The following is a 22,305-nucleotide window of genomic DNA, read 5'->3' as shown; positions in this document are numbered from 1 at the left end:
CCATGACCGGCGGTCCCGACCCGGTCGACTGGCAAGGAGAGGCGCTCGACTGCGCCGCCTGCCGGTTTGCCGGGTTGTTGGCCCGTCGGCGATGCGGCTTCGGCTGGTCCTGCGCCTTCGACCGCTACGCGCCGAGGATCGCGCGCTTCTTCATGATGAACCCCGGGGCCGCCGAAAGCTGCCTCGGGGATCCCTATGCCGAGACCCGCGCCCATGCCGCGCAGGTCGCCAGCATCTTCCGTCTGCGCCCGCTGCTGAACGATCCCGACCCGGGCGTGCGCGCGGTCGCGGCGATCCGCCTGCCCGCGGCGCAGTCGAAAGCCGCGCTGGACGATCCCGACCGCGAGGTGCGGATCGCGCTGGCCTGGCGGATGCCCTTTGCCGATCTGGTGCCGCTTCTGCGCGACCCCGACCCGTTCGTGCGCCAGGTCGCTGCGCGCCGCGCCGATCCCGGCGTGCTGCCGATCCTCACCCATGACCCCGCCCCCGAAATCCGCAAGCTGGTCGCCGAACGGGTGGCGCCGCGCTGGTTGGACCCGCTGATCGCCGATCCCGATCCCGAGGTGCGCCGCGCCGTGGCCCGGCGGATCGCCCCCGAGAGACTGGCACCGCTGGCTTGCGACAGCGACCTGCGCGTCCGCCATGCCGCGGCCGAACGTGCCGGGGCCGATCTTCTGCGCAGGCTTCTGGACGATCCCGAAGAGCCGGTGCGCCAGGCCGCAGCCGACCGGCTGGCCGAGTTGGCCGAGTTGGCCGAGTTGGCCGCAATGACGACCCCTCTCCCCGCCGAAAGGAACAGCGATGTCGACCGATGACAGGGAAATCGAGATCTATGGCCCGCCCGCCTACCGGCCCGGAGAAAAGGTCCGCGCGCGCAAGCATATCCGCAATGACGGCACCGTGCCCGGCCGCGAGATCGGCGAATTCGTCGTGCGCAAGGGCGAGGTCGGCTATGTCCGCGACATCGGCACCTTCCTGCAGCAGTTCTACGTCTACGCGGTCGAATTCATCGACAGCCGCGCCATCGTCGGCATGCGCCGCGACGAACTCGACAGCCTCGACACCCCCGCCAAGGAGAAGACCGCATGAAGATCACCGTTCGCGACACCGCCAAGGGCATGGAAGTCTATGTCGCCAAGAAGGACCTCGAGGAACTCATCGTCGAAGCCGAACATCCCGGCATCTGGGGCGGCTGGGCGAAGCTGACCAATGGCTGGGTGTTCGAGATGCCCGCCTATGACACACCTCCTGCGCTGCCGGTGACGATCGACGCCCGGCGCCTGTCGACGGAGTAGAGAGGATGGCGGCCCCAGACCGACTGTCGGACCTGCTCGACGAGGTCGCGGCCGGGCGCCGCGTCCCCTATCTGGGCGCGGGCGTCGCCGCCACCGCAGGCGGCGGGCAGCCCGCCTCGCCCGAGGCGCTCTGCGCCGCGATCGAGGCCAGGGTGCGGGCCCCGAAACGCGCCGCGGGCAATCTCTGGGCGGTGGCGCAATATGTCGAAGGCCGCCGGTTTCGCCGCACCCTCGACGCCATCGTCCAGGAGGCCTTCGCGGCACGGCCCGAGCCCGGGCCGCTCCATCGCTGGATCGCGCAGGTCCGCCCGCCGCTGGTGGTCGACGCCTGGTATGACGGCGCGCTTCTGGACGCCGCGGGCGCGGAGGGCCGCGGCGACTGGGGCCTTGTACAGGGCGTCAGCCGCCATGGCGAATGGTCCGAGATCTGGACCCGCGCCTATGACGCCGCCGGCAACCTGATCGGCGAAGAGCCCGACCCCGCCTGGCAGATGCTGATCTACAAGCCACACGGCCTGATCCGCGAAGGCCATGCCTATCTGATGTCGGACAATGACTATGTCGAGGTTCTGACAGAGATCGACATCCAGTCGCCGATCCCCGCAGAGGTCCGGGCCCGCCGCACCGGCCGTCCCTTCCTGTTTCTCGGCTGTCGCTTCGACGACCAGATGCTCAGGACCTTCGCCCGCCAGATCGCGAAACGCTCGGGCTCCGGGCATGCCGCGGTGATCGACGAAAAGCTGACCCGGATGGAGGCGCGCTTTCTCGAAGAGCTCGGCATCGAACGGCTCGACCTGCCGCTCGCCCGGGTCGCCGAGGCACTGGCCGCGACCGCCTGACGACGGCCCCCGCGCGCAGTTTCAACCTGCGGCCCCTTCGGGGGCCGCTGTCGTTTCGGGCATGTCCGCCCGCCCCCCCCCCCGGCCCCGTCCCCTGCTTCTTCTTGGTCCAAATACCCATGACGGAACGCCGGATGCAGGCGCGCGGCCGGAAGCGGGGCGGAATTGTCGGGGCTTTGTCGCGTTCGGCACATCCCCGAAGCGCCGAAGACTTCCACGTATCCCATTGCTTTCATTTGATTCTGAATGCGCCGACCGCTTGGCACGCTTCCTGCTTTCTATCTTCCGAGAGCGGCCGCGATGCCTTCTCGCGACACGACACGGAAACGAACCTAGCTGCAAAGGATATCCCCATGGGCTCTCTGAGACAGATCGCCTTCTACGGTAAGGGTGGGATCGGCAAGTCGACCACCTCGCAAAACACGCTGGCCGCCCTGGTCGAGATGGGTCAGAAGATCCTGATCGTCGGCTGCGACCCCAAGGCGGACTCAACCCGTCTGATCCTCAACACCAAGCTGCAGGACACCGTGCTGCACCTCGCCGCCGAAGCGGGCTCGGTCGAGGATCTCGAACTCGAAGACGTGATGAAGATCGGCTACAAGGGCATCAAATGCACCGAGGCCGGCGGCCCCGAGCCGGGCGTCGGCTGTGCCGGGCGCGGCGTCATCACCGCGATCAACTTCCTCGAGGAAAACGGCGCCTATGACGATGTCGACTACGTCTCCTATGACGTGCTCGGCGACGTGGTCTGCGGCGGCTTTGCCATGCCGATCCGCGAGAACAAGGCCCAGGAAATCTACATCGTCATGTCGGGCGAGATGATGGCGCTTTACGCCGCCAACAACATCTCGAAAGGCATCCTGAAATACGCCAATTCCGGCGGCGTGCGCCTGGGCGGGCTGATCTGCAACGAACGCCAGACCGACCGCGAACTGGAACTGGCCGAGGCGCTGGCCGGCAAGCTCGGCTGCAAGATGATCCATTTCGTGCCGCGCAACAACATCGTGCAGCACGCCGAGCTCCGCCGCGAGACCGTCATCCAGTACGCCCCCGACAGCAGCCAGGCGAACGAGTACCGCCAGCTCGCCCAGAAGATCCACAACAACTCGGGCCAGGGCGTCATCCCCACCCCGATCACCATGGAAGAGCTGGAAGAGATGCTGATGGATTTCGGCATCATGCAGTCCGAGGAAGACCGGCTCGCCGCCATCGCCGAAGCCGAGGCCTGAGCATCGCGGGGTCGGCGCCGAGGTCGACCCCCCCACCCCGCCCCAAGGAGCCAGCCAGATGGCAAAAGACATTCCCGATCCGATCGCGCCAGAGAAGCTGATCGAAGAGGTCCTTTCGGCCTACCCCGCCAAAGCCCAGAAGAAGCGCGCCAAGCACCTGAACGTGGCGGCGCCCGCGCCCGAGGGCGAGACCGAGATCGTGTCGAAATGCGACACGGTCAAATCGAACATCAAGTCCGTTCCCGGCGTCATGACCATCCGCGGCTGTGCCTATGCAGGCTCCAAGGGCGTGGTCTGGGGGCCGGTCAAGGACATGGTCCATATCAGCCACGGCCCCGTCGGCTGCGGCCATTATTCCTGGTCGCAACGGCGCAACTACTACACCGGCACCACCGGCATCGACAGCTTCGTGACCTTCCAGTTCACGACCGATTTCCAGGAAAAGGACATCGTCTTCGGCGGCGACAAGAAGCTCGAGAAGACGATCGACGAGATCAACGAGCTGTTCCCGCTGGCCAAGGGCATCTCGGTGCAGTCGGAATGCCCGATCGGGCTGATCGGCGACGATATCGAGGCCGTGGCCAAGAAGAAGAAGAAGGATGTCGGCAAGACCATCGTGCCGGTCCGCTGCGAGGGCTTCCGCGGCGTGTCGCAATCGCTGGGCCACCATATCGCCAATGACGCGATCCGCGACTGGGTGTTCAATGGCGGCGAGGAATCGAGCTACGAACCCGGCCCCTATGACGTCAACATCATCGGCGATTACAATATCGGCGGCGATGCCTGGGCCTCGCGGATGCTGCTGGAGGAGATCGGGCTGAACGTGGTCGGCTCCTGGTCGGGCGACGCGACGCTGGCCGAGATCGAGAACGCGCCGAAGGCCAGGCTGAACCTCATCCACTGCTACCGGTCGATGAACTACATCTGCCGTTACATGGAAGAGAATTACGGCGTCGGCTGGATGGAATACAACTTCTTCGGCCCCTCCCAGATCGCCGCTTCGCTGCGCGCCATCGCCGCCAAGTTCGACAAGACCATCCAGGACAAGGCCGAGGAGGTCATCGCCAAATACCAGCCGCTGGTCGACGCGGTGCTGGCGAAATACAAGCCGCGCCTCGAAGGCAGGAAGGTCATGCTCTACGTCGGCGGGCTGCGGCCGCGCCACGTGGTCGACGCCTATCACGATCTCGGCATGGAGATCTGCGGCACCGGCTACGAATTCGCCCATGGCGACGATTACAAGCGGACCGGCGAATACATCAAGGAAGGCACGCTGATCTACGATGACGTCACGGGCTACGAGCTCGAGAAGTTCATCGAAGGGATGCGCCCCGACCTCGTGGGCTCGGGCATCAAGGAAAAATACCCGGTGCAGAAGATGGGCATCCCGTTCCGCCAGATGCACAGCTGGGACTATTCCGGCCCCTATCACGGCTATGACGGCTTCGCGATCTTCGCCCGCGACATGGATCTCGCGATCAACAATCCGGTCTGGGGCCTGTTCGACGCGCCCTGGAAGAAATCGGCCTGACGCCCTTCGGCGGGGGGCCGAGACCTCCCGCCCGCTCCCTCAACCCTTTCGGCCGCGTCTCGGAATGCGGACGGCCCGAAGAAGGATCCCAAGCCATGCCCCAATCGGCAGACAAGGTGCTCGACCACAACAAGCTGTTCCACGAGCCCGAATACAAGGAAATGTTCAAGAACAAGCGGGCGACGTTCGAGAACGCGCCGACCGCGCCCCAGGTGACCGAGATCCTCGACTGGACCAAGTCCTGGGACTACCGCGAGAAGAACCTCGCCCGCGAGGCCCTCGTCATCAACCCGGCCAAGGCCTGCCAGCCGCTGGGCGCGGTCTTCGCCGCCGCTGGCTATGAAGGCACGATGAGCTTCGTGCACGGCTCGCAGGGCTGCGTCGCCTATTACCGCTCGCACCTGTCGCGCCATTTCAAGGAGCCGGCCTCGGCGGTCTCCTCGTCGATGACCGAGGATGCGGCCGTGTTCGGCGGGCTGGTGAACATGGTCGACGGGCTTGCGAACACCTATGCGCTTTATCAGCCGAAGATGATCGCGGTCTCGACCACCTGCATGGCCGAGGTGATCGGGGACGACCTCAACTCCTTCATCATCCAGTCGAAGGAAAAGGGCTCGGTGCCCCAGGATTTCGACGTGCCCTTCGCCCACACGCCTGCTTTCGTCGGCAGCCACGTGGACGGCTATGACAACATGCAGAAGGGCATCCTGACCCATTTCTGGAAGGGCGCCGAGCGGACCGAGACCGACAGCATCAACATCATCCCCGGCTTCGACGGCTTCGCGGTCGCCAATATCCGCGAGATGAACCGGATGCTGGGCGAGATGGGCGTCGAGTACACCATCCTGTCGGATGTGTCGGATGTCTATGACACCCCCTCGGACGGCAATTTCCAGATGTATGCGGGCGGCACGAAGCTCGAGGATGTCAGGGCCGCGGTCAACGCCAAAGCCACGCTGTCGCTGCAGGAATACTGCACCAAGCGGACGCTGGAATTCTGCGAGGAAACCGGCCAGAAGACCGCCGCGCTGCACTACCCGATGGGGGTCGCCGGCACCGACGAGTTCCTGATGACGGTCTCCGAGCTGACCGGCAAGGAGGTTCCCGAAAGCCTGACGCTCGAACGCGGTCGCCTCGTCGATGCCATGGCCGACAGTCAGTCCTATCTGCACGGCAAGACCTACGCGATCTACGGCGATCCGGACTTCGTCTATGCGATGGCGAAGTTCGTGATGGAAACCGGCGGCGAGCCCAGCCATTGCCTGGCCACCAACGGTTCCAAGGCCTGGGCGAGGAAGATGCAGGAGCTTCTGGACAGCTCGCCCTTCGGCAAGGGCTGCCAGATCTGGGCCGGCAAGGATCTCTGGCACCTGCGCTCGATCCTCGCCACCGAGCCCACCGATCTGCTGATCGGCAACAGCTACGGCAAGTATATCGAGCGCGACCTGAACATCCCGCTGATCCGGCTGACCTTCCCGATCTTCGACCGGCACCACCATCACCGCTTCCCGACCTTCGGCTATCAGGGCGGGCTGACCGTGCTGGTCAAGATCCTCGACACGATCTTCGACAAGCTCGACACCGAGACGGGGACCCTGGGCGAGACCGACATCTCCTTCGATCTCACCCGCTGACGCGCCCGGTACGGACCCGGCGATCCTGTCCCAAGCAAAGTCCCTCGCCGGGCTCCGTGCGTCCCCGGGGGCGTCTCCCCGGCATGCGGTCGGTCCTTCCCGGACCGGCCGCATGTCTTTGCGCCCCTGCTCCGCGCAAGGGGAGAGGCGCATGGTCGCGTTCCGCTCAAGCTGTCTGACGCGACGCCCCGCAAACGGATATACCGCAGAGGCAGCCCCGCCAGCCCCTGTCCGGAACCGAGCGCCTTTCCGGCCGGACAGCAGCCAGACCGAAAGACGACCGCGATGCCGATGCGCTCCGAGGATGCCCGCCGCCTGACCCTGACCGGGGTGACCCTGGCCGGGATGCTGACCGCCGCAGCGCTTTATTGGGGGCCGTTCCCCGGAACCGGCTGGCCGCATATGGCCGCCGCGGCCGCGCTGGCAGTGGTCTATATCGCGGGCGGGATCCCGGCCACGGCCCGCGCGCTCCGCGCCCTCTGGTCCGAGCGCGAGCTCGATATCGACCTGTTGATGGTGATCGCGGCCGCAGCGGCCGCGGCGGTCGGAGCGGCCGCCGAGGGCGCGGTGCTGCTGACGCTGTTCAGCCTGTCGACCACGCTCGAACAGCGCGCCATGGGCCGCGCCCGTCGCGCCATCGAGGCCCTGATGGAGCTGCGCCCCGACCGCACGCTCAGGCGCATGGCCTCGGGCGGCACCGAAGAGGTCGCGGTGGCCGACCTGGCGCCGGGCGACATCGTGATCCTTCGCCCAGGCGCGCGGGTCCCGGTCGACGGCACGATCCGCGAGGGCGAGGGCGAGATCGACGAATCCACCATCACCGGCGAATCCGTCCCGGTCCACAAGCAGCCCGGCGCCCAGGTCTTCGAGGCGACGGTGAACCTGCATGGCGTGCTGGCAATCGAGGTCGCCCGGCCGCTGGCCGAAAGCACCGTGGCCCGGATGATCGCATTGGTGACAGAGGCCCAGGCCGCCCGCGCGCCCTCCGAACGCTTCTCTGAATGGTTCGGCCAGCGCTACACCGTCGCCGTGCTCGCGGGTGCGGTGCTGGCCTTCGCGGCCTTCCTCTGGATCGGCCATGGCTGGCATGCGGCGCTTTACAAGGCGGCGACGCTGCTGGTCGCGGCCAGCCCCTGCGCCATCGTGATCTCGGTTCCGGCGGCGATCCTCTCGGCGCTGTCGGCCGCGGCCCGGGGAGGCGTGTTGTTCAAGGGCGGCGCCGCGCTCGAGACGCTGGCCCGGGTCGATACCTTCGCCTTCGACAAGACCGGCACGCTGACCACCGGCCGGCAGGAGGTGGTCGAGCTGGCCTGCGCAGGCGATCCCGATGTCTTTCTCGTCCGCCTCGCCGGGCTCGAGGCGCAGTCCGAACACCCGATCGCCGATGCCATCCGGCGGGCCGCTGCCGCCCGGGGCCTGACCCCGATCCCGGTGCGCGAGGCCCGCGCGGTGCCCGGCGAGGGCATGGTCGGGATCGATGACGAGGGCATGCTCTGGGCGGGCAATGCCCGGCTGGCGGCACGGATGGGCGCGAAAGACACGCCGGGCGAACGCCCTGCACCGGTCGGGGATCTCGACCGGCGGGCGCAGACCCTGGTTCTGCTGGGTCGCGGCGCGCGCTGTCTGGGCGCGGTCACGGTCGAGGACCAGCCGCGTCCGACCGCCCGCCCCGGGCTCGCGGCGCTCCGCGCGGGGGGCATCGCACGGGTGGCGATGCTGACCGGCGACCGCCGAGCGGTGGCCGAGCGGATCGGCACCGGGCTGGGTATCGCGCCCGCCGAGATCCATGCCGAGCTGCGCCCAGAGGACAAGCTGCGGATCGTGGCCGGGCTGAGCGGATCGGGCCGGGTCGCCTTCGTCGGAGACGGTGTCAATGACGCCGCGGCGCTGGCACGCGCCGATGTCGGCATCGCGATGGGCGCCGCCGGCTCCGAGGTGGCGTTGCAGGCCGCCGATGTCGCCCTTCTCTCCGAGGATCTGAGCCGTCTGGCGGCGGCGCATGCGCTGTCGCGGCGCACGGCCCGGATCATCCGCCAGAACCTGATCTTCGCCATGGGCGCAATGGCGACGCTGGTCGCCGCCGGGATCCTGTTCGAGCTGCCGCTGCCGGTCGCGGTGGTGGGCCATGAGGGTGGCACCGTGCTGGTGGTGCTGAACGGGCTGCGCCTGCTGGCCGACCCGATCCGCCATCAGAAGGCCGCCTGATCCGTCCGAAGGTTCCGCCCCGGCCGGGGCCATCCTGAAAACCGGTCGACAGCAGGCGCGGGCAGGCGCCCGGCAACGTGCCCGGCATCGATTGCCGCAATGCGCATAGCGGGCAGATGAAAGAGATGCCTTGGCTGACGCGCGGGAGGGATCGGCAAGCCGTCAGGCGCATCGTTTTCCCCCGAACGCCTCGGGCCGATCCGACGCTCGACTCGGAGATCGGCCAGACCCGGCCTAACAGCGCCCGGCGCGTCGATGTCCTGTTGCGGTGTGAGGAAGGGGCGATCGACATGAAGAGGCTCGCAGGGTCTGAAACGTAAAGTGTTGACCTAGCGGCGACCACCCCCCCCGACGCCCGGCGGGAAGAGAAGGCCGCTTGAAGAACCGAAGGATAAAGCCGTCCGCCCGTACGACAGCGGAGTTTCTCCGCGTCCACCGGCCCCCTGGGGCAAGGCGGTGGCAAGGCGGTCCGCATCCGACTACGGCCTCCGGGCTTCCAGTCCCTGCCCTGCCGGCGGCTGATCCACGCCTCGCGCATCGGGACCAGGAGGTTGTGCAGATGCTCTCGAAGCTCTGCGGCGGGAAGGGCGGCCCCGAGAGGATCCGCGCCGATACCCGCCGCGAATTTGCCGCCCGCCGCCCGTTGCCCCGGCCTCCGGCCCCATGCCAACGGCATCGCGCCGGATCTCTCGCATCAGGCTAAGTCCTTTACCGGCTTTCTCCTGCGCCGGAACAGGCCGCGCCGGGACGTTTGCCCCGCTTCAACCTCGGCAGCAAGCTGCGAACGGGCCCCAGTAAGCCGACCGGGTCATGGCACATTGATCAAATGCCTGCCGATGCCCGCGAAGAGCGGCAAGGTCGGTGCCGGGCATGACAAGGCAAACCGGCCTCACGGCGCGGACCGAGACAAGCTCTGGACCGCCCGCGATTCTTCCGATGGCGCCACCAGCCCGTCGTCGGAAGACAGCCCGGGCATGTCGACGTCCCGCGATTCAGGGTTGAGGCGCCGTACCCCAAGCCTAAGGCTTGCGGCATCGAGCCAAAGGCTCGTGGCAGGATCGGGCCAAAGGCTCGCGGCAATATCGATCAGAAAGGTTCCCGGCGGGACCGGAGCGAATGGCTCGCGGAAGGCGCGAGCGCCCCGAGGGGGGAGCCCCTCAGGGCGTCGCGCGAAGAAGCCAGGCACGGGACGGAAGCCACCTTGGGCGGCAAACCGGCCCTAGCGCAACGACAGGCGCGGCCAGCGGCGCGGGCGGGGATCGGCAGGATCGGGCTCGGCCAGGCGGGCCTCCGGAGCGTCTTCGCCGGCCTCGGCGGCGCGCGCTTCGGCAGCCCAGCGGGCCCAGACCGCTTCGGCGATCTCGGCGCGGGTCCTGCCCTCATCCTCAAGCATGCGGATCTGGCGAAACAGCAGCTCGGCGTCCTGCACCATGGCGCAAAGCTCGCAAAGCGTGTCACCCTCCGATCCGAACACGCCCAGAACTTTCCCGCATTCCCGACAGGTCGACATGGTCGCTCCGCTCACAGCCCGGGTCAAAGCTAGGCCGAAAACCTGAACGAATCCTTTCCGCCCGCCGAAGCCGCAGCACCGCGACGTCAGAAGCTCACCCCGCAGAGGCGACGAAATCGAGCAGTTGCGCGGTCGAGCCGTCCAGCGTTTCCGGGCGCGCGGCTCCGGCCAGCAACGGCTCGAGCGAGCGCGCCAGTTCCTTGCCGAGCTCGACCCCCCACTGATCGAAGGAGTTGATGCCGAGGACCACCCCTTCGGTGAAGACCCGATGCTCGTAGAGCGCCAGGATCTGGCCCAGCATCCGCGGCGTGAGCCGGGGATAGATCAGCGTGGTCGAGGGCCGGTTGCCGGGAAAGACCCGGTGGCGGGCCTGCCGCTCCAGCTCGTCGCCCACAAAGCCGGCCTGTTCGGCAATGGCGCGGGCAGCCTCGATCCCGCGCCCCTCCATCAGCGCCTTGGACTGGGCCAGCACATTGGCCAGAAGCAGCCGGTGGTGATGGGCAAGCTCGGGCTCGTGGCCCCGCGCCGCGACCAGAAACTCGCAGGGCACGACCTGGGTGCCCTGATGGATCAGCTGGTAGAAGGCGTGCTGGCCATTGGTGCCGGGCTCGCCCCAGACGACGGGACCTGTCGGCCGGGCGACCTGTTGGCCGCTCATGGTCACGCTCTTGCCGTTGCTCTCCATCTCGAGCTGCTGAAGATAGGCCGGAAGCCGGGCCAGCCGCTGGTCATAGGGCAGCACCGCACGCGTCGCATGGCCCTGCACCTGCGCATGCCAGATCCCCACCAGCGCCAGCAGCACCGGCAGGTTCGCGCGCAGCGGCGCCGTCCGGAAATGCGCGTCCATCGCCGCGCCGCCCGCAAGGAACTCGTCGAAACGCTCGGGGCCGATGGCGATCATCAGCGACAGCCCGATCGGCCCCCAGACCGAATAGCGCCCGCCGACCCAGTCCTCGAAGCCGAAGACCCGTTCGGGCGCGATGCCGAAATCGGCGGTCTGCTCCAGCGTAGAGGACAGCGCCGCGAATTGTGCCCCGGGATCCGAGACCCGCGCCGCCATCCAGCCGCGCACGGTCTCGGCATTGGTCATGGTCTCGATGGTGGTGAAGGTCTTCGAGGCGACGATGACCAGCGTCGTCTCGGGATCGAGCCCGCTCAGCGTTTCGGCGGCATGGGCGCCGTCGACATTCGAGATGAAATGGCAGCGCGGCCCGTCATGATAGGGCGCCAGCGCCAGGCAGGCCATGGCGGGCCCGAGATCCGAGCCGCCGATGCCGATATTGACGATATCGGTGATCGGCCCGCCCTGCCCGCAAATGCCGCCGCCCCGGATCTCGCGCGCAAAGCTGCGCATCCGAAGAAGCGTCTCGCGCAGGCCCGGCATCACGTCGGTTCCGTCCAGCTCGACCTTGCCCTCGGGATTGCGAAGCGCGGTATGCAGCACCGCCCGGCCCTCGGTCTCGTTGATCCGGCGGCCCGCGAACATCGCGTCGCGCCGGGCCTGCACACCGGCCGCGATGGCCAGTTCGATCAGCAGTTCGAGCGTGTCCTCGTCGATATTGGTCTTCGAGAAATCGAACAGCATCTCGTCGCCATGGGCGGCGGCGGCAGACTGCCCCGGGAACCGGACCGAGAAGGCCGCGGCACGGTTCCTGTCCTGAAAGAGCGTCGCGAAGGCGCGGTCCGATACCCGGCCCGCCCGGGCGTCGAGCCGTTCCCAGATCGTCGAAAGCGTCACGTCGTTACTCCGTCCAATGGACCGTTGCGTCCCTGAGCACCGTGCAGACCGGCGCAAGATGCGGGTCGGCCAGCTCGGCCGCCTGTTCGAGCGCCGCCCGCTTGGCCGCGCCGGTGATCAGGATATGGGTGCTGAGCGCGCCCTGCAGGACCGGCGCGGTCAGGGTGATGCGCGGCTCGGGCTGACCCGGCGGGGTGATCTGCATCACCGGCGGCGCCTCGGACGAGAGCGCTGCCTCGAGCTCGGGCGCGCCAGGGAAAAGAGAGGCGGTATGCATGTCCTCGCCCATCCCCAGCACCAGCACGTTCAGCGGCAGCGCCCGGCTTATCCGGGTCGTGAGCCCCTCCATGCCGTCAGCACCGGGCCGAAGGCCTATGAAGCGGGCCTCGGCCGCCTTGCCGGCCAGAAGACGGGCCCGGATCATGCCCTCGTTGGAACGCGGATGATCGGGGGGCACCAGGCGTTCGTCCGTCGGCATCACCCGCACCCGCGTCCAGTCGAGGCTGCTGGCGCAAAGATCGTCGTAAAGCGGCCCCGGGGTGGTGCCGCCGGGCAGTGCGATGGTCACGCGGTCCTCGTGGAACAGCGCGTTGTTCAGCTCTCCGGCCAGATCATTGGCCAGCGCGATCATCATCATCTCGAGATCGGGGTAGGTCTGCAGCTTCATGGCCGTATCTCCCGCCAGCGCCGACCGTCGCGATGCAGCAGCATCAGCGCGTCCTCAGGCCCCGACCCGCCCGGATCGTAGGGCTGGGGCCGGTCGCCGCGCGCCTCCCAGCCGGCGATGATCGGATCGGTCCAGGCCCAGGCCGCCTCGACCTCGTCGCCGCGCATGAACAGGGTCTGGTTGCCGCGGATCACATCCATGATCAGCCGTTCATAGGCGTCGGGGATCTCCTGCGCGCCCGGGCCCAGCGCCTCGGCGAAGGACATGTCGAGCGGCACCTCGATCAGCCGCATGCCACCCGGCCCCGGCTCCTTGATGGTGACCTTGAGCTTGATGCCCTCATTGGGCTGCAGCCGGATCACCAGAAGATTGGCGCGATGGCCCTCCTGATCGCCGAAGATCGAATGCGGCGGATCCTTGAAGGTGACGGCGATTTCCGACGTGCGCGCGCGCAGCCGCTTGCCGGTGCGCAGATAGAAGGGCGTGCCCTTCCAGCGCCAGTTCGACACATGCGCCTTTAGCGCGACAAAGCTTTCGGTCCGGCTGTCGGGGGTCTCGACATCGTCGTGATAGCTGCCCATGCCGCCGCCCGCGCGGTACTGGCCGCGCACCAGATCGGCCGGGCGCACCGGGTCGAGCGCGCGGATCACCTTCAGCTTCTCGTCGCGCACGGCATCGGGTTCGAAGGCGTAGGGCGGCTCCATCGCGATCAGGCACAGAAGCTGCATCATGTGATTCTGCACCATGTCGCGCATCGCGCCCGACTTGTCGTAATAGCCGCCCCGGCCCGCGACGCCCACGGTCTCGGCCACGGTGATCTGGATATGATCGACATATTGCGCCTTCCAGAGCGGCTCGAAGAGCATGTTGGCAAAGCGCACCGCCATCAGGTTCTGGACCGTTTCCTTGCCCAGATAATGGTCGATCCGGTAGATCTGATGCTCGTCGAAATGCTCGGCCAGCGTGGCATTCAGCGCCTGCGCCGAAGCCAGATCGTGGCCGAAGGGCTTTTCCACCACGATCCGGCAGTTTTCGGTATTCATGCCATGGGCATGGAGCCGCTCGGCCAGCGCGCCGAACAGCCTCGGCCCGACCGAGAAATAATAGGCCTGCACCACCTCGGGGCGCATCTTGGCGGCCAGTTCGGGCCAGCCATCCTCGCCGGTGGCATCGACCGCCACATAGGAGAGCCGCGTCAGGAAGCGTTCGACCGCCTCGCAGTCGCGCTTCTTCTCGGGAATGGCGGCATGAATTGCGGCACGCACCAGGGTGCGGAATTCCTCGTCCCCCATCGGGCTGCGCGCGGCCCCGACGATGCGGGCGGCTTCGGGGATCTGCCCGTCGGCATCGCGACGGAAAAGCCCGGGCAGGATCTTGCCGGTGGACAGGTCTCCGGTCGCGCCGAAGATGACGAGATCGAACGGATCGACCGGTATGACGCGTGAAACCATGACGCTTCCTTGCCATTGGCTGACATTTACGGAAAGCGAGGGCTGCACCCGCGGGGGCCCTGCGCGGCATCCCTCATTCCCTGCGACCTGTCTAGCATCCCCCCGCCAGCGCGCAACTGCCGAGCGCGCCGGACCGGCCGCGAATTTCGCCGTCGCAGCGCCCGTTTCACCGGCCCGCAATCGCCACCCCACTGCCCCACACTTTCAGCGGCGCTCTTCCACCGGCCCAGTTTCAACGGCCCGCCGTCAGCCTCCCGCCGGATCCGGCCTGCGATGCACAGCGAAACCGATGGCGGGCGTCGGGCCAAGCCCCGGGCGGGCCGCATCGACCTTGTTGCCCGGCCCGGCCTTGCGCATGACCCGCGGCCAAGGCGTTCCCTCAGCCTGCAGGACGGCAGCGCTCGGCAACATCCTGCCGCCAGGCGTCCTGCTCGGCCTGCGGCCGGGGCGCAGCGGCACCGGCGCGCCCGTGATCCCTGGCGAGACCCCGACCAAGTGCCCGGGCGAGATGCGGAGGATGCGCGGCCGTGCGCCCCGGAAAAGACGCGGCCCCATCGCCGCCTTCCGGCGCCGTGAACCCGCGCGCCATGCAGCGGGGCCAGGGGGCCCATCGCTCCTCTCCCCCGGAATGCTTGACAGGCTGCCGAGGCCGCCCCTACTCATTGATGACGCGCGCCCGGACCGCAACCACGGTCCGCCGATCCGTTCAGGAGGGTTGCAGCCATGGCTTTCGACAGCTTCTCGGACGCGCGCAGCTTTGCCGATGATCCCGGTCTCGAGGCCGATATCTGCATCATGGGGGCCGGAGCCGCGGGCATCACCCTGGCCTCGGCGCTCGCAGATAGCGGGCTGCGGATCTGCCTGCTCGAAGCCGGGGGCATGGACATGGACCCCGCCGTCGAGGATGCCTCGATCATTCCCGATATCGGCCGGCCCTATGACGTGGCCGCGAACCGGCTGCGCTTCTTCGGCGGCGCGACCAACCATTGGGGCGGGCATTGCGTCCGGCTCGAGCCCGACGATTTCGAGCCGAAGGACTGGGTCCCGATGTCGGGCTGGCCGTTCGGCGCGGATACGCTCGCGCCCTATTACCGGCAGGCGCATGACTTTCTCGGGCTTGGCGATTACGCGTACGACCCCGCCCCGGTCGCGCGCGCGCTCGGCACCCGGCTGATGCCCTTCGACGGGCCGATGCTGAAAAGCCAGCTCTCGCGCTATCGCCGGGTGTTCTATGGCTACGAATACGGCCCGCGCCTCGACCGGGCACCGAATGTCCGGGTCGTGCTTTACGCCGATGTCTGCGACATCCGGCTGGCCGAGGCCAGTGGCGAGACGGTATCGCATGTGGTGGTGCGCAGCCCGGCGGGGAACCGCTTCGAGCTGCGCGCGCGCTATTTCGTGCTGGCGGCGGGGGGCATCGAGATCCCGCGGATGCTGCTGGTGGCGAATGGCCAGCGACCGGCCGGTCTTGGCAACGAGAACGATCTGGTCGGCCGCTATTTCCAGGAACATCTGATGTTCAAGAGCGGGCTGCTCCTGCCCCGCGATCCGGCGGATGTTCTGCCGCTCTACCTGTCGGAAGTGCCCTATGGCGAGATCGCGGTGCGCTGTCACCTGGTGCTGACCGCCGAGGCGGTCCGGGCCAGGCGGATCGGCAAGTTCCGGAGCGAGTTCTATTCGCTGCCGCTCCGGGTGCGCGATCTCAATGCGCTGCGCCGGGGCCGGATCGACGCCGCCGACATCGCGGGGCTTCTGGGCGATCCGTTCGGCAGCGCGCAGGCCTATCGCTGCGGCAGCAATGCCCGGCACGACACCTACGGGCTGTTCAACAATATCGAGCAGATGCCCAACCCCGCCAGCCGGATCTCGCTGCGCAGCGACAAGGATGTCTACGGGCGCCCGCAGGCCCAGCTCGACTGGCAGATCACCCGTCAGGACCATGACTGCATCCTCGCCGCCCATCAGGTCATCGCCGAAGAAGCCGGGCGGACCGGCTTCGGCAGGATGCGGATCGAGATCGATCCCGAGCCCGAGGTCTTTCTCGACGGGGTCGGCGGCGGCGGCCATCACATGGGCACGGTGCGCATGGCCGAGGACCCGCGCCGCGGCGTCACCGATGGCGACGGGCGGCTGCACAGCGTGCAGAATCTCTATGTCGCGGGCTCGGCGCTGTTTCCGACCGGCGGCTATCCGAACCCGACGCTGACCATCACCGCCATGGCCTTCCGGCTGTCCGATCACCTGAAGGCGCGGGCCGAACGGGAGGGGCTGCTGTGAGCCGCCGATTGAAACGCCGTCATCTGATCCTGGGCGGGCTGGGGCTGGGCGCCGCGGGCTACATGGGCATGATCGTGGCCGGCCTGGCCAGACCCTGCGGCACCGGGCGCCCGCGTCTCGCCGCCCTGACCGGCCCGCGCCGGATCGCGAAGGCGCTGTTGCGTCAGGGCTATGTCGGCCGCGGCAAGCCTCCCGCCCCCGACCCGGACACCCTCGCCACCGCTGCGCAAAGGGATTTCGCGGCCGGAGACACGGTCCTCTGCGATGGCTGGGTCCTGGCCCGAAGCGAAGCCGACTTCGCCCTGGCCTGCCTGCGTGACGAAACCGCCTGAGGGGCGGCACGGCGGCACGCACCCCTTCCGAGACCGCAGCGCCGGACCCGCCGCACGTCCCAACGCTCCCGCCCGACTGGCACACGCCCCGGGCCGCCCCTCATCCGGTTTCGTCACATTCCCGAGCTCCGGCCGGCATCACCGGTCTGCAGGGGCCAGGAAGAAGGACAGGCCACAGTCGGGCCCGAACCCGGATCCGCAGGACCGCGATGGCCCGCAATATCGCTGCCGCTTCCGGTCCAGACCTGCAAAACCCCTCGCGGCCGGGGTCGCGACGGGAGTGTCGGATACGCTGAGGACCGAAACCGGCAAGGGCGCCCTCCCCCGTGCCCGTGTCTTCGCCCGCGGTCGCCGTCACGCGACGAGTGGACTGCGGAGGAAGGACGAGAGCGCCCCCCCCCCCCATGATACAGCCCGGGATCGGGCCGGTGCGGGCGGGCGCGCCGGGGGCAGTGGCGGAAGCAGACAGGGCAACACATGGCGGCTGCGGCACTGCCCCTTCCGCTCAGGGGACAATAGCCGCCCCCCGGACAAATGCCCCCTTGGAACTCGCGGACAGCCTCGCCCTTGAGACGCGCGCCCCGAGGACGCCGCGGCGCGGGCGACGGGGCCGCCTAGCCTTCATCCCCGCGGGCAGCTTTGGGCCAGGATCCCGACCGCCCGGACGATCTGCACCGCGTCAAGCGCGGCATAGCCCAGCCGGAAGGCCTGCGGCGCCGGAGCCCCCAGCATGAAACGGTCGCCGGGCAGCAGCGCAAGCCCCGCCTGCCGCGCCCGTATCGCCCAGGACCCGGCCTCGCCCTGCGCCGAACGCACCCACAGCGCCAGCCCACCGGCCGGAAGATCGAACCTCACCCGATCGCCCAGCTGTCCGGACAGCGCCCCGGCCAGCAGGTCGCGGCGGGCGCGGTAGATCCGGCGCGCCTTGCGGGCATGGCGGCCCAGTTCGCCATCGCGGATCATCTCGGCCAGGGCCGCCTCGAGCGGCGTATCGCCCTGGCGGTCGATGGCCGCCCGCGTCTCGGCCATCCGCGACAGCAGCGGCTCGGGCGCCAGCGCATAGCCCAGCCGGATACCGGGCGAGAGCAGCTTCGACAGCGAGCCGACATAGATCAGCGGCAGATCCTCCGGCGCACGCGCGGCAAGCGGCAGCACCGGACGGCCCTCGAAGCGGTAATCATGGTCGTAATCGTCCTCGATCAGGACGAGGCCGCGGCGCTGCGCCAGATCCAGAAGCTGCAGACGCCGCGCGGCCCCCATCGTCACCGTGGTCGGATACTGGTGATGCGGCGTCACATAGACCGCCCGGATGCGCGGATCGGCGTCCAGCGCCGCCTCGAGCGCGTCGATCCTCAGGCCGCCGCCATCGACCGGCACACCGCGCACCTCGGCCCCCGCCGCACGGAACGCCGCCCAGGCCAGCGGATAGCCCGGTTCCTCGACCGCGACCGCCGCGCCTGGCGCCAGCGCGGCACGGGCCGCGAGATAAAGCGCCATCTGGCTGCCCCGTGCGATCAGGAGCCGCCCCGGATCCGCCACCACCCCCCGGCCCGAGGCGAGATATTCCGCAAGCGCCTCGCGCAGGGCCCGCGTGCCGCGGGCATCGCCATCATCGGCCCCGCTGCGAAAGCCCGGCGCCAGCAAGGCCCGCCGGAAGGCGCGCCCCAGCGCCTTGTCGGGCACCAGAGCCGGATCGGGCGCGCCATCCGAAAAGGCCAGCACCGGACGGGGCGCCTCCGCCTCGGCCACCACCGGCGCGGCAGACGGCGCAGTCATCACCTGCGGCAGGTCCTCGGCCACGAAGGTCCCGCGCGCGGGCGCGGCCTGAAGCCAGCCCTGCATGCGCAGCTCCTGATAGGCCGCATCGACGGTGTTGCGATGCACTCCCAGCTCGCGCGCCAGCGCCCGCGTCCCCGGAAGCCGCGCCCCGGGCCTGAGCCGCCCCCGGGTGATGTCGCGGGTGATCGCCTCGGCGATCGCAAGAAACAGCGGTCCGCCATCGGCCCTGTCGATATCGAGTGCCAGAGGTGCACGCAGCATCGCGAACCGGCCTATCTGAATTTTCCGAACTGGATCTTTTTTACCAGCCGGATTTTTGCAAGATCGGCGCCAAATGCAAGAGGCTTCGATGACAGAGATCCACACTGCCGGCGTCACCCTGCTGACCGGTGCCATCGCCCCCCTTCCCGGCAGCGGGCGCCCGAGCGCCATCGCCAAGACGCCGGTCGAGCGCCCGCTTGCGCTTGGCCCCGAGGGGCTCGAGGGCGACGCCCAGGCCGACCGCCGGGTGCATGGCGGCGTCGAGAAGGCGGTGCATCACTATCCCGCCGGGCATTACATCCGCTGGCGCGCCGCACTGGGCGATCTGCCCGCGCTGTCGGCGCCGGGCGCATTCGGCGAGAATATCTCGGTTGGCGGACCGACCGAGACCGAGGTTGCCGTCGGCGACGTCTTCCGGCTGGGCACGGCGCTTTTGCAGGTGTCGCAGGGGCGCCAGCCCTGCTGGAAGCTCAACCATCGCTTCGGCCTGCCCGACATGGCGCGGCGGGTGCAGCAGACCGGGCGCACCGGCTGGTATTACCGCGTGCTCGAACCGGGCATCGTCGCGACCGGAGACCGGCTGGAGCTGATCGACCGGGTCGCGCCCGACTGGACGCTGAACCGGCTCTGGCGGGCGCTGCATGTCGAGCGACTGAACCGGCACGAGCTCGAGGGCATCGCCACGCTCGAGATCCTGGCCGAGAGCTGGCGGCGGATGGCAGAGCGGCGGCTGGCGAGCGGCCGGGTCGAGGACCAGCGCGCGCGGCTGGAGGGCCAGGCATGACCCGCCCCCCTTTCGTGATCGCGATCCAGAGCCAGGTGGTGTTCGGCCATGTCGGCAATTCGGCCGCGCTCTTCCCGATGCAGGCGGCCGGGCTCGAGGTGGCGGCAATCCCGACAGTGGTGTTTTCGAACACGCCCGACTACCCGACCCTGCGCGGGCGCGCGCTGCCGCCCGAGTTCTTTTTCGACCTGCTGCAGGGCGCGCGCGAGCGCAGCCTGCGGGAGCGGGCCGACTATATTCTGACCGGATATATCGGTTCGCTGGAGGTCGCGCTGATGGTGGCCGATTTCGTCGCCGAGGCCAAGGCGCGGAACCCCAGGCTGACCTATCTCTGCGACCCGGTGATGGGCGATGCCGGGCCCGGGCTCTACGTTCCCGAAACGATTGCCGACGTGATGCGCGAGAGGCTGCTGCCGATGGCCGATATCGCCACGCCGAACCCGTTCGAGCTGAGCTGGCTGACCGGGCGCAGGATCGCGCGGATCGCCGATCTGGAGGCGGCGCGGACAGAGCTTGGCATCGCCCCCGGCGCGCATCTGATCGCGACCGGCTGCGCGCTCGAGGACACTCCGCCCGGCCATATCGAAAGCGTCATACTGGGCCCCGGGGGCGCCGGGGACATAGGGCGCCACCCGACCGAGCACCTGCCGATCGCGCTGCCCGGCACCGGCGATCTCTTCGCCGCGCTGATACTGGCGGGGATCGCCCGCGGGGCGGCGCTTCCGGCAGCGGTCGAGACCGCCCAAAGCCTGACCGCGCAGGCACTGCGCGATGCCGATGCGCTTGGCGCGGGCGAGGTGGTGCTGAGCGGGCCGGGCTTCCGCCGCGCGCTTCTGACGCTTGACCGGGTCGGGATGTCCTGTGCCGCCGGGCGCTGCATCGGACCGTTGACGGAGCTGGGCCAGAAAGGCTGAGACAACCGCATCGCGCCGCTGACGGCCGGGTTCGCGGTTAGGGGCCCGCGCGCCTGGCAACGGAGCGGTTGAAGCCCCCCCCCCGCTGCTGGCTCGCCGGGATCCGGACAGGGTTGGGTCCGTTTCGCCCGCCCTTTCCGTCCCGGTCGGTCATGCGACCGTCAGGCTTGTCCCCGGGGAGCAGCCCGGCGCGGGTGCTCGCTGTCAGGCCGACCCCGCCCCGTCGGGCCGGAACAGAACGACCGGGAAAGAAAGACCGGGATCGGCGACCCGAAGACGACGCCCGGGCCCGGCAGATCGCCACGACGCCCCGGCCGGGGCAAGGACCAGGTCCCGGAAGCCGCGTGTCAGCCACGCGCCGAGAGGGACGCTCCGGGCCGTGGCGCCTGGAATGCCTGCCTTGCCGGGGCCTGACACCGGGATCGTCTCAGGAAGATCCTCCCGGGCCCGGCACCTGCCCGCAGCTCGGGGACGGCAAGACGGGGAGAACAGGACGGGCAGCGTCGCCCGCGACACCGTGCGAGGCCGCAGCGGCAGGGCCGCGCCTATTCGGCGGCTTCGAGACCGAGGCGCTCGCGCATGAAGGCAAGCGCCACCGACAGGCCGTCGGGTGCAATGCCATGTCCGGTGCCCTTCATCACATGGGCATAGACATCGAACCCGGCCGCGGTGAGGGCATTTCCGGCCTCGGGCAGCGAATCGACCGGAACCACATCGTCGGCATCGCCATGCACCAGCAGAACCGGCGGGCGCGACACCGTTTCGGCCGCCAGCGCCTCGGGGGCCAGCAGCCGGCCCGAGAAGCCCACCACCCCGGCAAAGGGCGCGGCGCGGCGCGGCGCGACATGCAGCGCCATCATAGTGCCCTGCGAGAAACCGAACAGCACGGTGTTCTCGGGACCGACGCCCTCCTCGGCCATCACCGCGTCGAGCCATGCATTCAGATCGTCGACGGCGCGGCGCATGCCCGCTTCGCTCTGCTCTTCCGACGAGCCGTCGATCCAGGGGATCGGAAACCACTGATAGCCGAAGGGCACGCCCTCGCAGCTTTCGGGCGCATCGGGGGCCAGAAAGGCGGTGCCGGGCAGATGCGGTCCGAGCGGCTGGGCAAGGCCAAGCAGATCGGCCCCGTTCGCGCCATAGCCGTGCAGGAAGATCACCAGCCGCTCTGCCCGGCCCTCGGCCGCGCCGGCGCGGCCCGTTTCCAGAACCCGTGTCATCTGATCCCTTCCCTGTCCTTGGCCACCCGGTAGTAGGCCCAAAGCGCGCGGGCCGCAACGGCCCGCCACGGCGCCCAGGGCTCGGCCATCTGCCGCAGCGCCCGTTCCTTCGGCCGCTCGGGCAGATCGAAAAGCAGCCTCGCGGATTCCTGCAGCGCCAGATCGGCGGGCGCGAAGACATCGGCGCGGCCGAGCGAGAACATGGCGTAGATCTCGGCGGTCCAGCGGCCGATGCCGGACACGGCGACGAGGGTCGCGACCACCTCGTCGGTCGGCGCCCCGCGCAGGGCCATGAAATCGATCCCGGCCGCGGCAAGGGCCCTGGCATAGCGGATCTTCTGGCGCGACAGCCCGCAGGCGCGCAGATCCTCGTCGGAGGCCCACAGGATCTTGCGCGGCCCGGTCAGACGCGCGGCCTTCATCCGGCTCCAGATCGCCCCGGCCGCCGCGACCGAAACCTGCTGGCTGACAATGGCCGACAAAAGCGCCTCGAACCCGTCCTTGCGGCGGCGCAGCGGCAGCGGCCCGGTCAGGGACATGGCATGGGCGAAACGCGGCTCGACCGCAGCCAGATGCGCCGCGCCTTCGGCCAGGCAGGCCTCGGTCTCTATGATGCGTCCGACCATGCCCGGCACGATA

Annotated in this window: 19 protein-coding genes; 12 read left to right on the top strand and 7 right to left on the bottom strand. The window is 68.9% G+C overall.

The annotated features are described in order from the left end of the window. Positions 1–2 precede the first annotated feature (2 nt). From B5V46_RS06805 to B5V46_RS06770, 8 genes are all read left to right on the top strand, one after another. Positions 3–815, top strand: coding sequence for a 4Fe4S-binding leucine-rich repeat protein (locus B5V46_RS06805; protein WP_080615895.1), 813 nt, complete (start codon positions 3–5; stop codon positions 813–815). After that, positions 802–1,089 carry a nitrogen fixation protein NifZ gene (locus B5V46_RS06800; protein WP_080615894.1) on the top strand — a complete coding sequence of 96 codons (288 nt, stop codon included), beginning with the start codon at positions 802–804 and terminating at the stop codon, positions 1,087–1,089. The genes B5V46_RS06805 and B5V46_RS06800 overlap by 14 nt, the downstream gene beginning before the upstream one ends. Next, the gene (gene nifT / locus B5V46_RS06795; RefSeq protein ID WP_080615893.1) at positions 1,086–1,295 is read left to right on the top strand and encodes a putative nitrogen fixation protein NifT; all 210 of its coding nucleotides are present in this window, start codon (positions 1,086–1,088) and stop codon (positions 1,293–1,295) included. The genes B5V46_RS06800 and nifT overlap by 4 nt, the downstream gene beginning before the upstream one ends. A 5-nt stretch (positions 1,296–1,300) precedes the next feature. Next, the gene (locus B5V46_RS06790; protein ID WP_080615892.1) at positions 1,301–2,134 is read left to right on the top strand and encodes an SIR2 family protein; all 834 of its coding nucleotides are present in this window, start codon (positions 1,301–1,303) and stop codon (positions 2,132–2,134) included. A 353-nt stretch (positions 2,135–2,487) separates the two neighbouring features. Continuing rightward, positions 2,488–3,363, top strand: a complete 876-nt coding sequence (gene nifH / locus B5V46_RS06785) for a nitrogenase iron protein (protein ID WP_080615891.1) — start codon at positions 2,488–2,490, stop codon at positions 3,361–3,363. 58 nt (positions 3,364–3,421) lie between these two features. After that, entirely contained in the window at positions 3,422–4,894 is a 1,473-nt protein-coding gene (gene nifD, locus B5V46_RS06780; RefSeq protein ID WP_080615890.1) for a nitrogenase molybdenum-iron protein alpha chain, read from the top strand. Positions 4,895–4,989: 95 nt separating this feature from the next. After that, positions 4,990–6,528: a nitrogenase molybdenum-iron protein subunit beta gene (nifK, locus tag B5V46_RS06775; protein WP_080615889.1), complete on the top strand. Its 1,539-nt coding sequence runs from the start codon at positions 4,990–4,992 to the stop codon at positions 6,526–6,528. A 285-nt stretch (positions 6,529–6,813) separates the two neighbouring features. Beyond that, complete coding sequence (locus B5V46_RS06770; protein WP_080615888.1) at positions 6,814–8,733, top strand: cation-translocating P-type ATPase; 1,920 nt, start codon at positions 6,814–6,816, stop codon at positions 8,731–8,733. Between the two features lie 1,219 nt (positions 8,734–9,952). On the opposite strand, the gene B5V46_RS06760 is transcribed toward B5V46_RS06770, so the two are convergent. The 4 genes from B5V46_RS06760 to zwf all read right to left on the bottom strand — a co-directional run bounded on the left by B5V46_RS06760 (position 9,953) and on the right by zwf (position 14,099). Beyond that, positions 9,953–10,243 carry a hypothetical protein gene (locus B5V46_RS06760; protein WP_080615886.1) on the bottom strand — a complete coding sequence of 97 codons (291 nt, stop codon included), beginning with the start codon at positions 10,241–10,243 and terminating at the stop codon, positions 9,953–9,955. A 94-nt stretch (positions 10,244–10,337) separates the two neighbouring features. After that, positions 10,338–11,981: a glucose-6-phosphate isomerase gene (gene pgi, locus B5V46_RS06755; protein WP_080615885.1), complete on the bottom strand. Its 1,644-nt coding sequence runs from the start codon at positions 11,979–11,981 to the stop codon at positions 10,338–10,340. A 4-nt stretch (positions 11,982–11,985) separates the two neighbouring features. Continuing rightward, on the bottom strand, positions 11,986–12,648 hold the full coding sequence (pgl, locus tag B5V46_RS06750) for a 6-phosphogluconolactonase (RefSeq protein WP_080615884.1): 663 nt from the start codon (positions 12,646–12,648) through the stop codon (positions 11,986–11,988). Continuing rightward, positions 12,645–14,099: a glucose-6-phosphate dehydrogenase gene (zwf, locus tag B5V46_RS06745; protein WP_080615883.1), complete on the bottom strand. Its 1,455-nt coding sequence runs from the start codon at positions 14,097–14,099 to the stop codon at positions 12,645–12,647. The genes pgl and zwf overlap by 4 nt, the downstream gene beginning before the upstream one ends. A gap of 723 nt (positions 14,100–14,822) precedes the next feature. Here zwf and B5V46_RS06735 point away from each other — a divergent pair. Together B5V46_RS06735 and B5V46_RS06730 are read left to right on the top strand one after the other, a co-directional pair. Further along, positions 14,823–16,376 carry a GMC oxidoreductase gene (locus B5V46_RS06735; RefSeq protein WP_080615881.1) on the top strand — a complete coding sequence of 518 codons (1,554 nt, stop codon included), beginning with the start codon at positions 14,823–14,825 and terminating at the stop codon, positions 16,374–16,376. Positions 16,377–16,384: 8 nt separating this feature from the next. Next, positions 16,385–16,708, top strand: coding sequence for a hypothetical protein (locus tag B5V46_RS06730; protein WP_080615880.1), 324 nt, complete (start codon positions 16,385–16,387; stop codon positions 16,706–16,708). Positions 16,709–17,329: 621 nt separating this feature from the next. Here the strand turns inward: B5V46_RS06730 and B5V46_RS06725 are convergent. Beyond that, complete coding sequence (locus tag B5V46_RS06725; protein ID WP_231119258.1) at positions 17,330–18,748, bottom strand: PLP-dependent aminotransferase family protein; 1,419 nt, start codon at positions 18,746–18,748, stop codon at positions 17,330–17,332. An 88-nt stretch (positions 18,749–18,836) separates the two neighbouring features. On the opposite strand from B5V46_RS06725, the gene B5V46_RS06720 reads away from it, so the two are divergent. Both B5V46_RS06720 and pdxY read left to right on the top strand, forming a co-directional pair. After that, entirely contained in the window at positions 18,837–19,532 is a 696-nt protein-coding gene (locus tag B5V46_RS06720) for an MOSC domain-containing protein (protein WP_080615879.1), read from the top strand. Continuing rightward, positions 19,529–20,446, top strand: a complete 918-nt coding sequence (gene pdxY / locus B5V46_RS06715; RefSeq protein WP_080615878.1) for a pyridoxal kinase — start codon at positions 19,529–19,531, stop codon at positions 20,444–20,446. Before B5V46_RS06720 ends, pdxY begins: the two co-directional genes overlap by 4 nt. 545 nt (positions 20,447–20,991) lie before the next feature. On the opposite strand, the gene B5V46_RS06710 is transcribed toward pdxY, so the two are convergent. Both B5V46_RS06710 and B5V46_RS06705 read right to left on the bottom strand, forming a co-directional pair. Next, positions 20,992–21,666, bottom strand: a complete 675-nt coding sequence (locus B5V46_RS06710) for an alpha/beta hydrolase (RefSeq protein WP_080615877.1) — start codon at positions 21,664–21,666, stop codon at positions 20,992–20,994. Next, positions 21,663–22,292, bottom strand: coding sequence for a DNA-3-methyladenine glycosylase (locus B5V46_RS06705; protein WP_080615876.1), 630 nt, complete (start codon positions 22,290–22,292; stop codon positions 21,663–21,665). Before B5V46_RS06705 ends, B5V46_RS06710 begins: the two co-directional genes overlap by 4 nt. Between the last annotated feature and the right edge of the window lie 13 nt (positions 22,293–22,305).

The sequence above is a fragment of the Rhodovulum sp. MB263 genome (genome assembly GCF_002073975.1).
Taxonomy (GTDB): domain Bacteria; phylum Pseudomonadota; class Alphaproteobacteria; order Rhodobacterales; family Rhodobacteraceae; genus Rhodovulum.
The sequence above is the reverse complement of the archived record's forward strand: the minus strand, read 5'-3'. Positions and strand labels throughout refer to the sequence as shown.

Excerpts from the sequence above, each read along its gene's own strand:
- B5V46_RS06805 (WP_080615895.1), top strand. The coding sequence starts at position 3 with ATGACCGGCGGTCCCGACCCGGTCGACTGGCAAGGAGAGGCGCTCGAC.
- B5V46_RS06800 (WP_080615894.1), top strand. The coding sequence starts at position 802 with ATGTCGACCGATGACAGGGAAATCGAGATCTATGGCCCGCCCGCCTAC.
- nifT (WP_080615893.1), top strand. The coding sequence starts at position 1,086 with ATGAAGATCACCGTTCGCGACACCGCCAAGGGCATGGAAGTCTATGTC.
- B5V46_RS06790 (WP_080615892.1), top strand. The coding sequence starts at position 1,301 with ATGGCGGCCCCAGACCGACTGTCGGACCTGCTCGACGAGGTCGCGGCC.
- nifH (WP_080615891.1), top strand. The coding sequence starts at position 2,488 with ATGGGCTCTCTGAGACAGATCGCCTTCTACGGTAAGGGTGGGATCGGC.
- nifD (WP_080615890.1), top strand. The coding sequence starts at position 3,422 with ATGGCAAAAGACATTCCCGATCCGATCGCGCCAGAGAAGCTGATCGAA.
- nifK (WP_080615889.1), top strand. The coding sequence starts at position 4,990 with ATGCCCCAATCGGCAGACAAGGTGCTCGACCACAACAAGCTGTTCCAC.
- B5V46_RS06770 (WP_080615888.1), top strand. The coding sequence starts at position 6,814 with ATGCCGATGCGCTCCGAGGATGCCCGCCGCCTGACCCTGACCGGGGTG.
- B5V46_RS06760 (WP_080615886.1), bottom strand. The coding sequence starts at position 10,243 with ATGTCGACCTGTCGGGAATGCGGGAAAGTTCTGGGCGTGTTCGGATCG.
- pgl (WP_080615884.1), bottom strand. The coding sequence starts at position 12,648 with ATGAAGCTGCAGACCTACCCCGATCTCGAGATGATGATGATCGCGCTG.
- zwf (WP_080615883.1), bottom strand. The coding sequence starts at position 14,099 with ATGGTTTCACGCGTCATACCGGTCGATCCGTTCGATCTCGTCATCTTC.
- B5V46_RS06735 (WP_080615881.1), top strand. The coding sequence starts at position 14,823 with ATGGCTTTCGACAGCTTCTCGGACGCGCGCAGCTTTGCCGATGATCCC.
- B5V46_RS06725 (WP_231119258.1), bottom strand. The coding sequence starts at position 18,748 with ATGCTGCGTGCACCTCTGGCACTCGATATCGACAGGGCCGATGGCGGA.
- B5V46_RS06720 (WP_080615879.1), top strand. The coding sequence starts at position 18,837 with ATGACAGAGATCCACACTGCCGGCGTCACCCTGCTGACCGGTGCCATC.
- pdxY (WP_080615878.1), top strand. The coding sequence starts at position 19,529 with ATGACCCGCCCCCCTTTCGTGATCGCGATCCAGAGCCAGGTGGTGTTC.
- B5V46_RS06710 (WP_080615877.1), bottom strand. The coding sequence starts at position 21,666 with ATGACACGGGTTCTGGAAACGGGCCGCGCCGGCGCGGCCGAGGGCCGG.
- B5V46_RS06705 (WP_080615876.1), bottom strand. The coding sequence starts at position 22,292 with ATGGTCGGACGCATCATAGAGACCGAGGCCTGCCTGGCCGAAGGCGCG.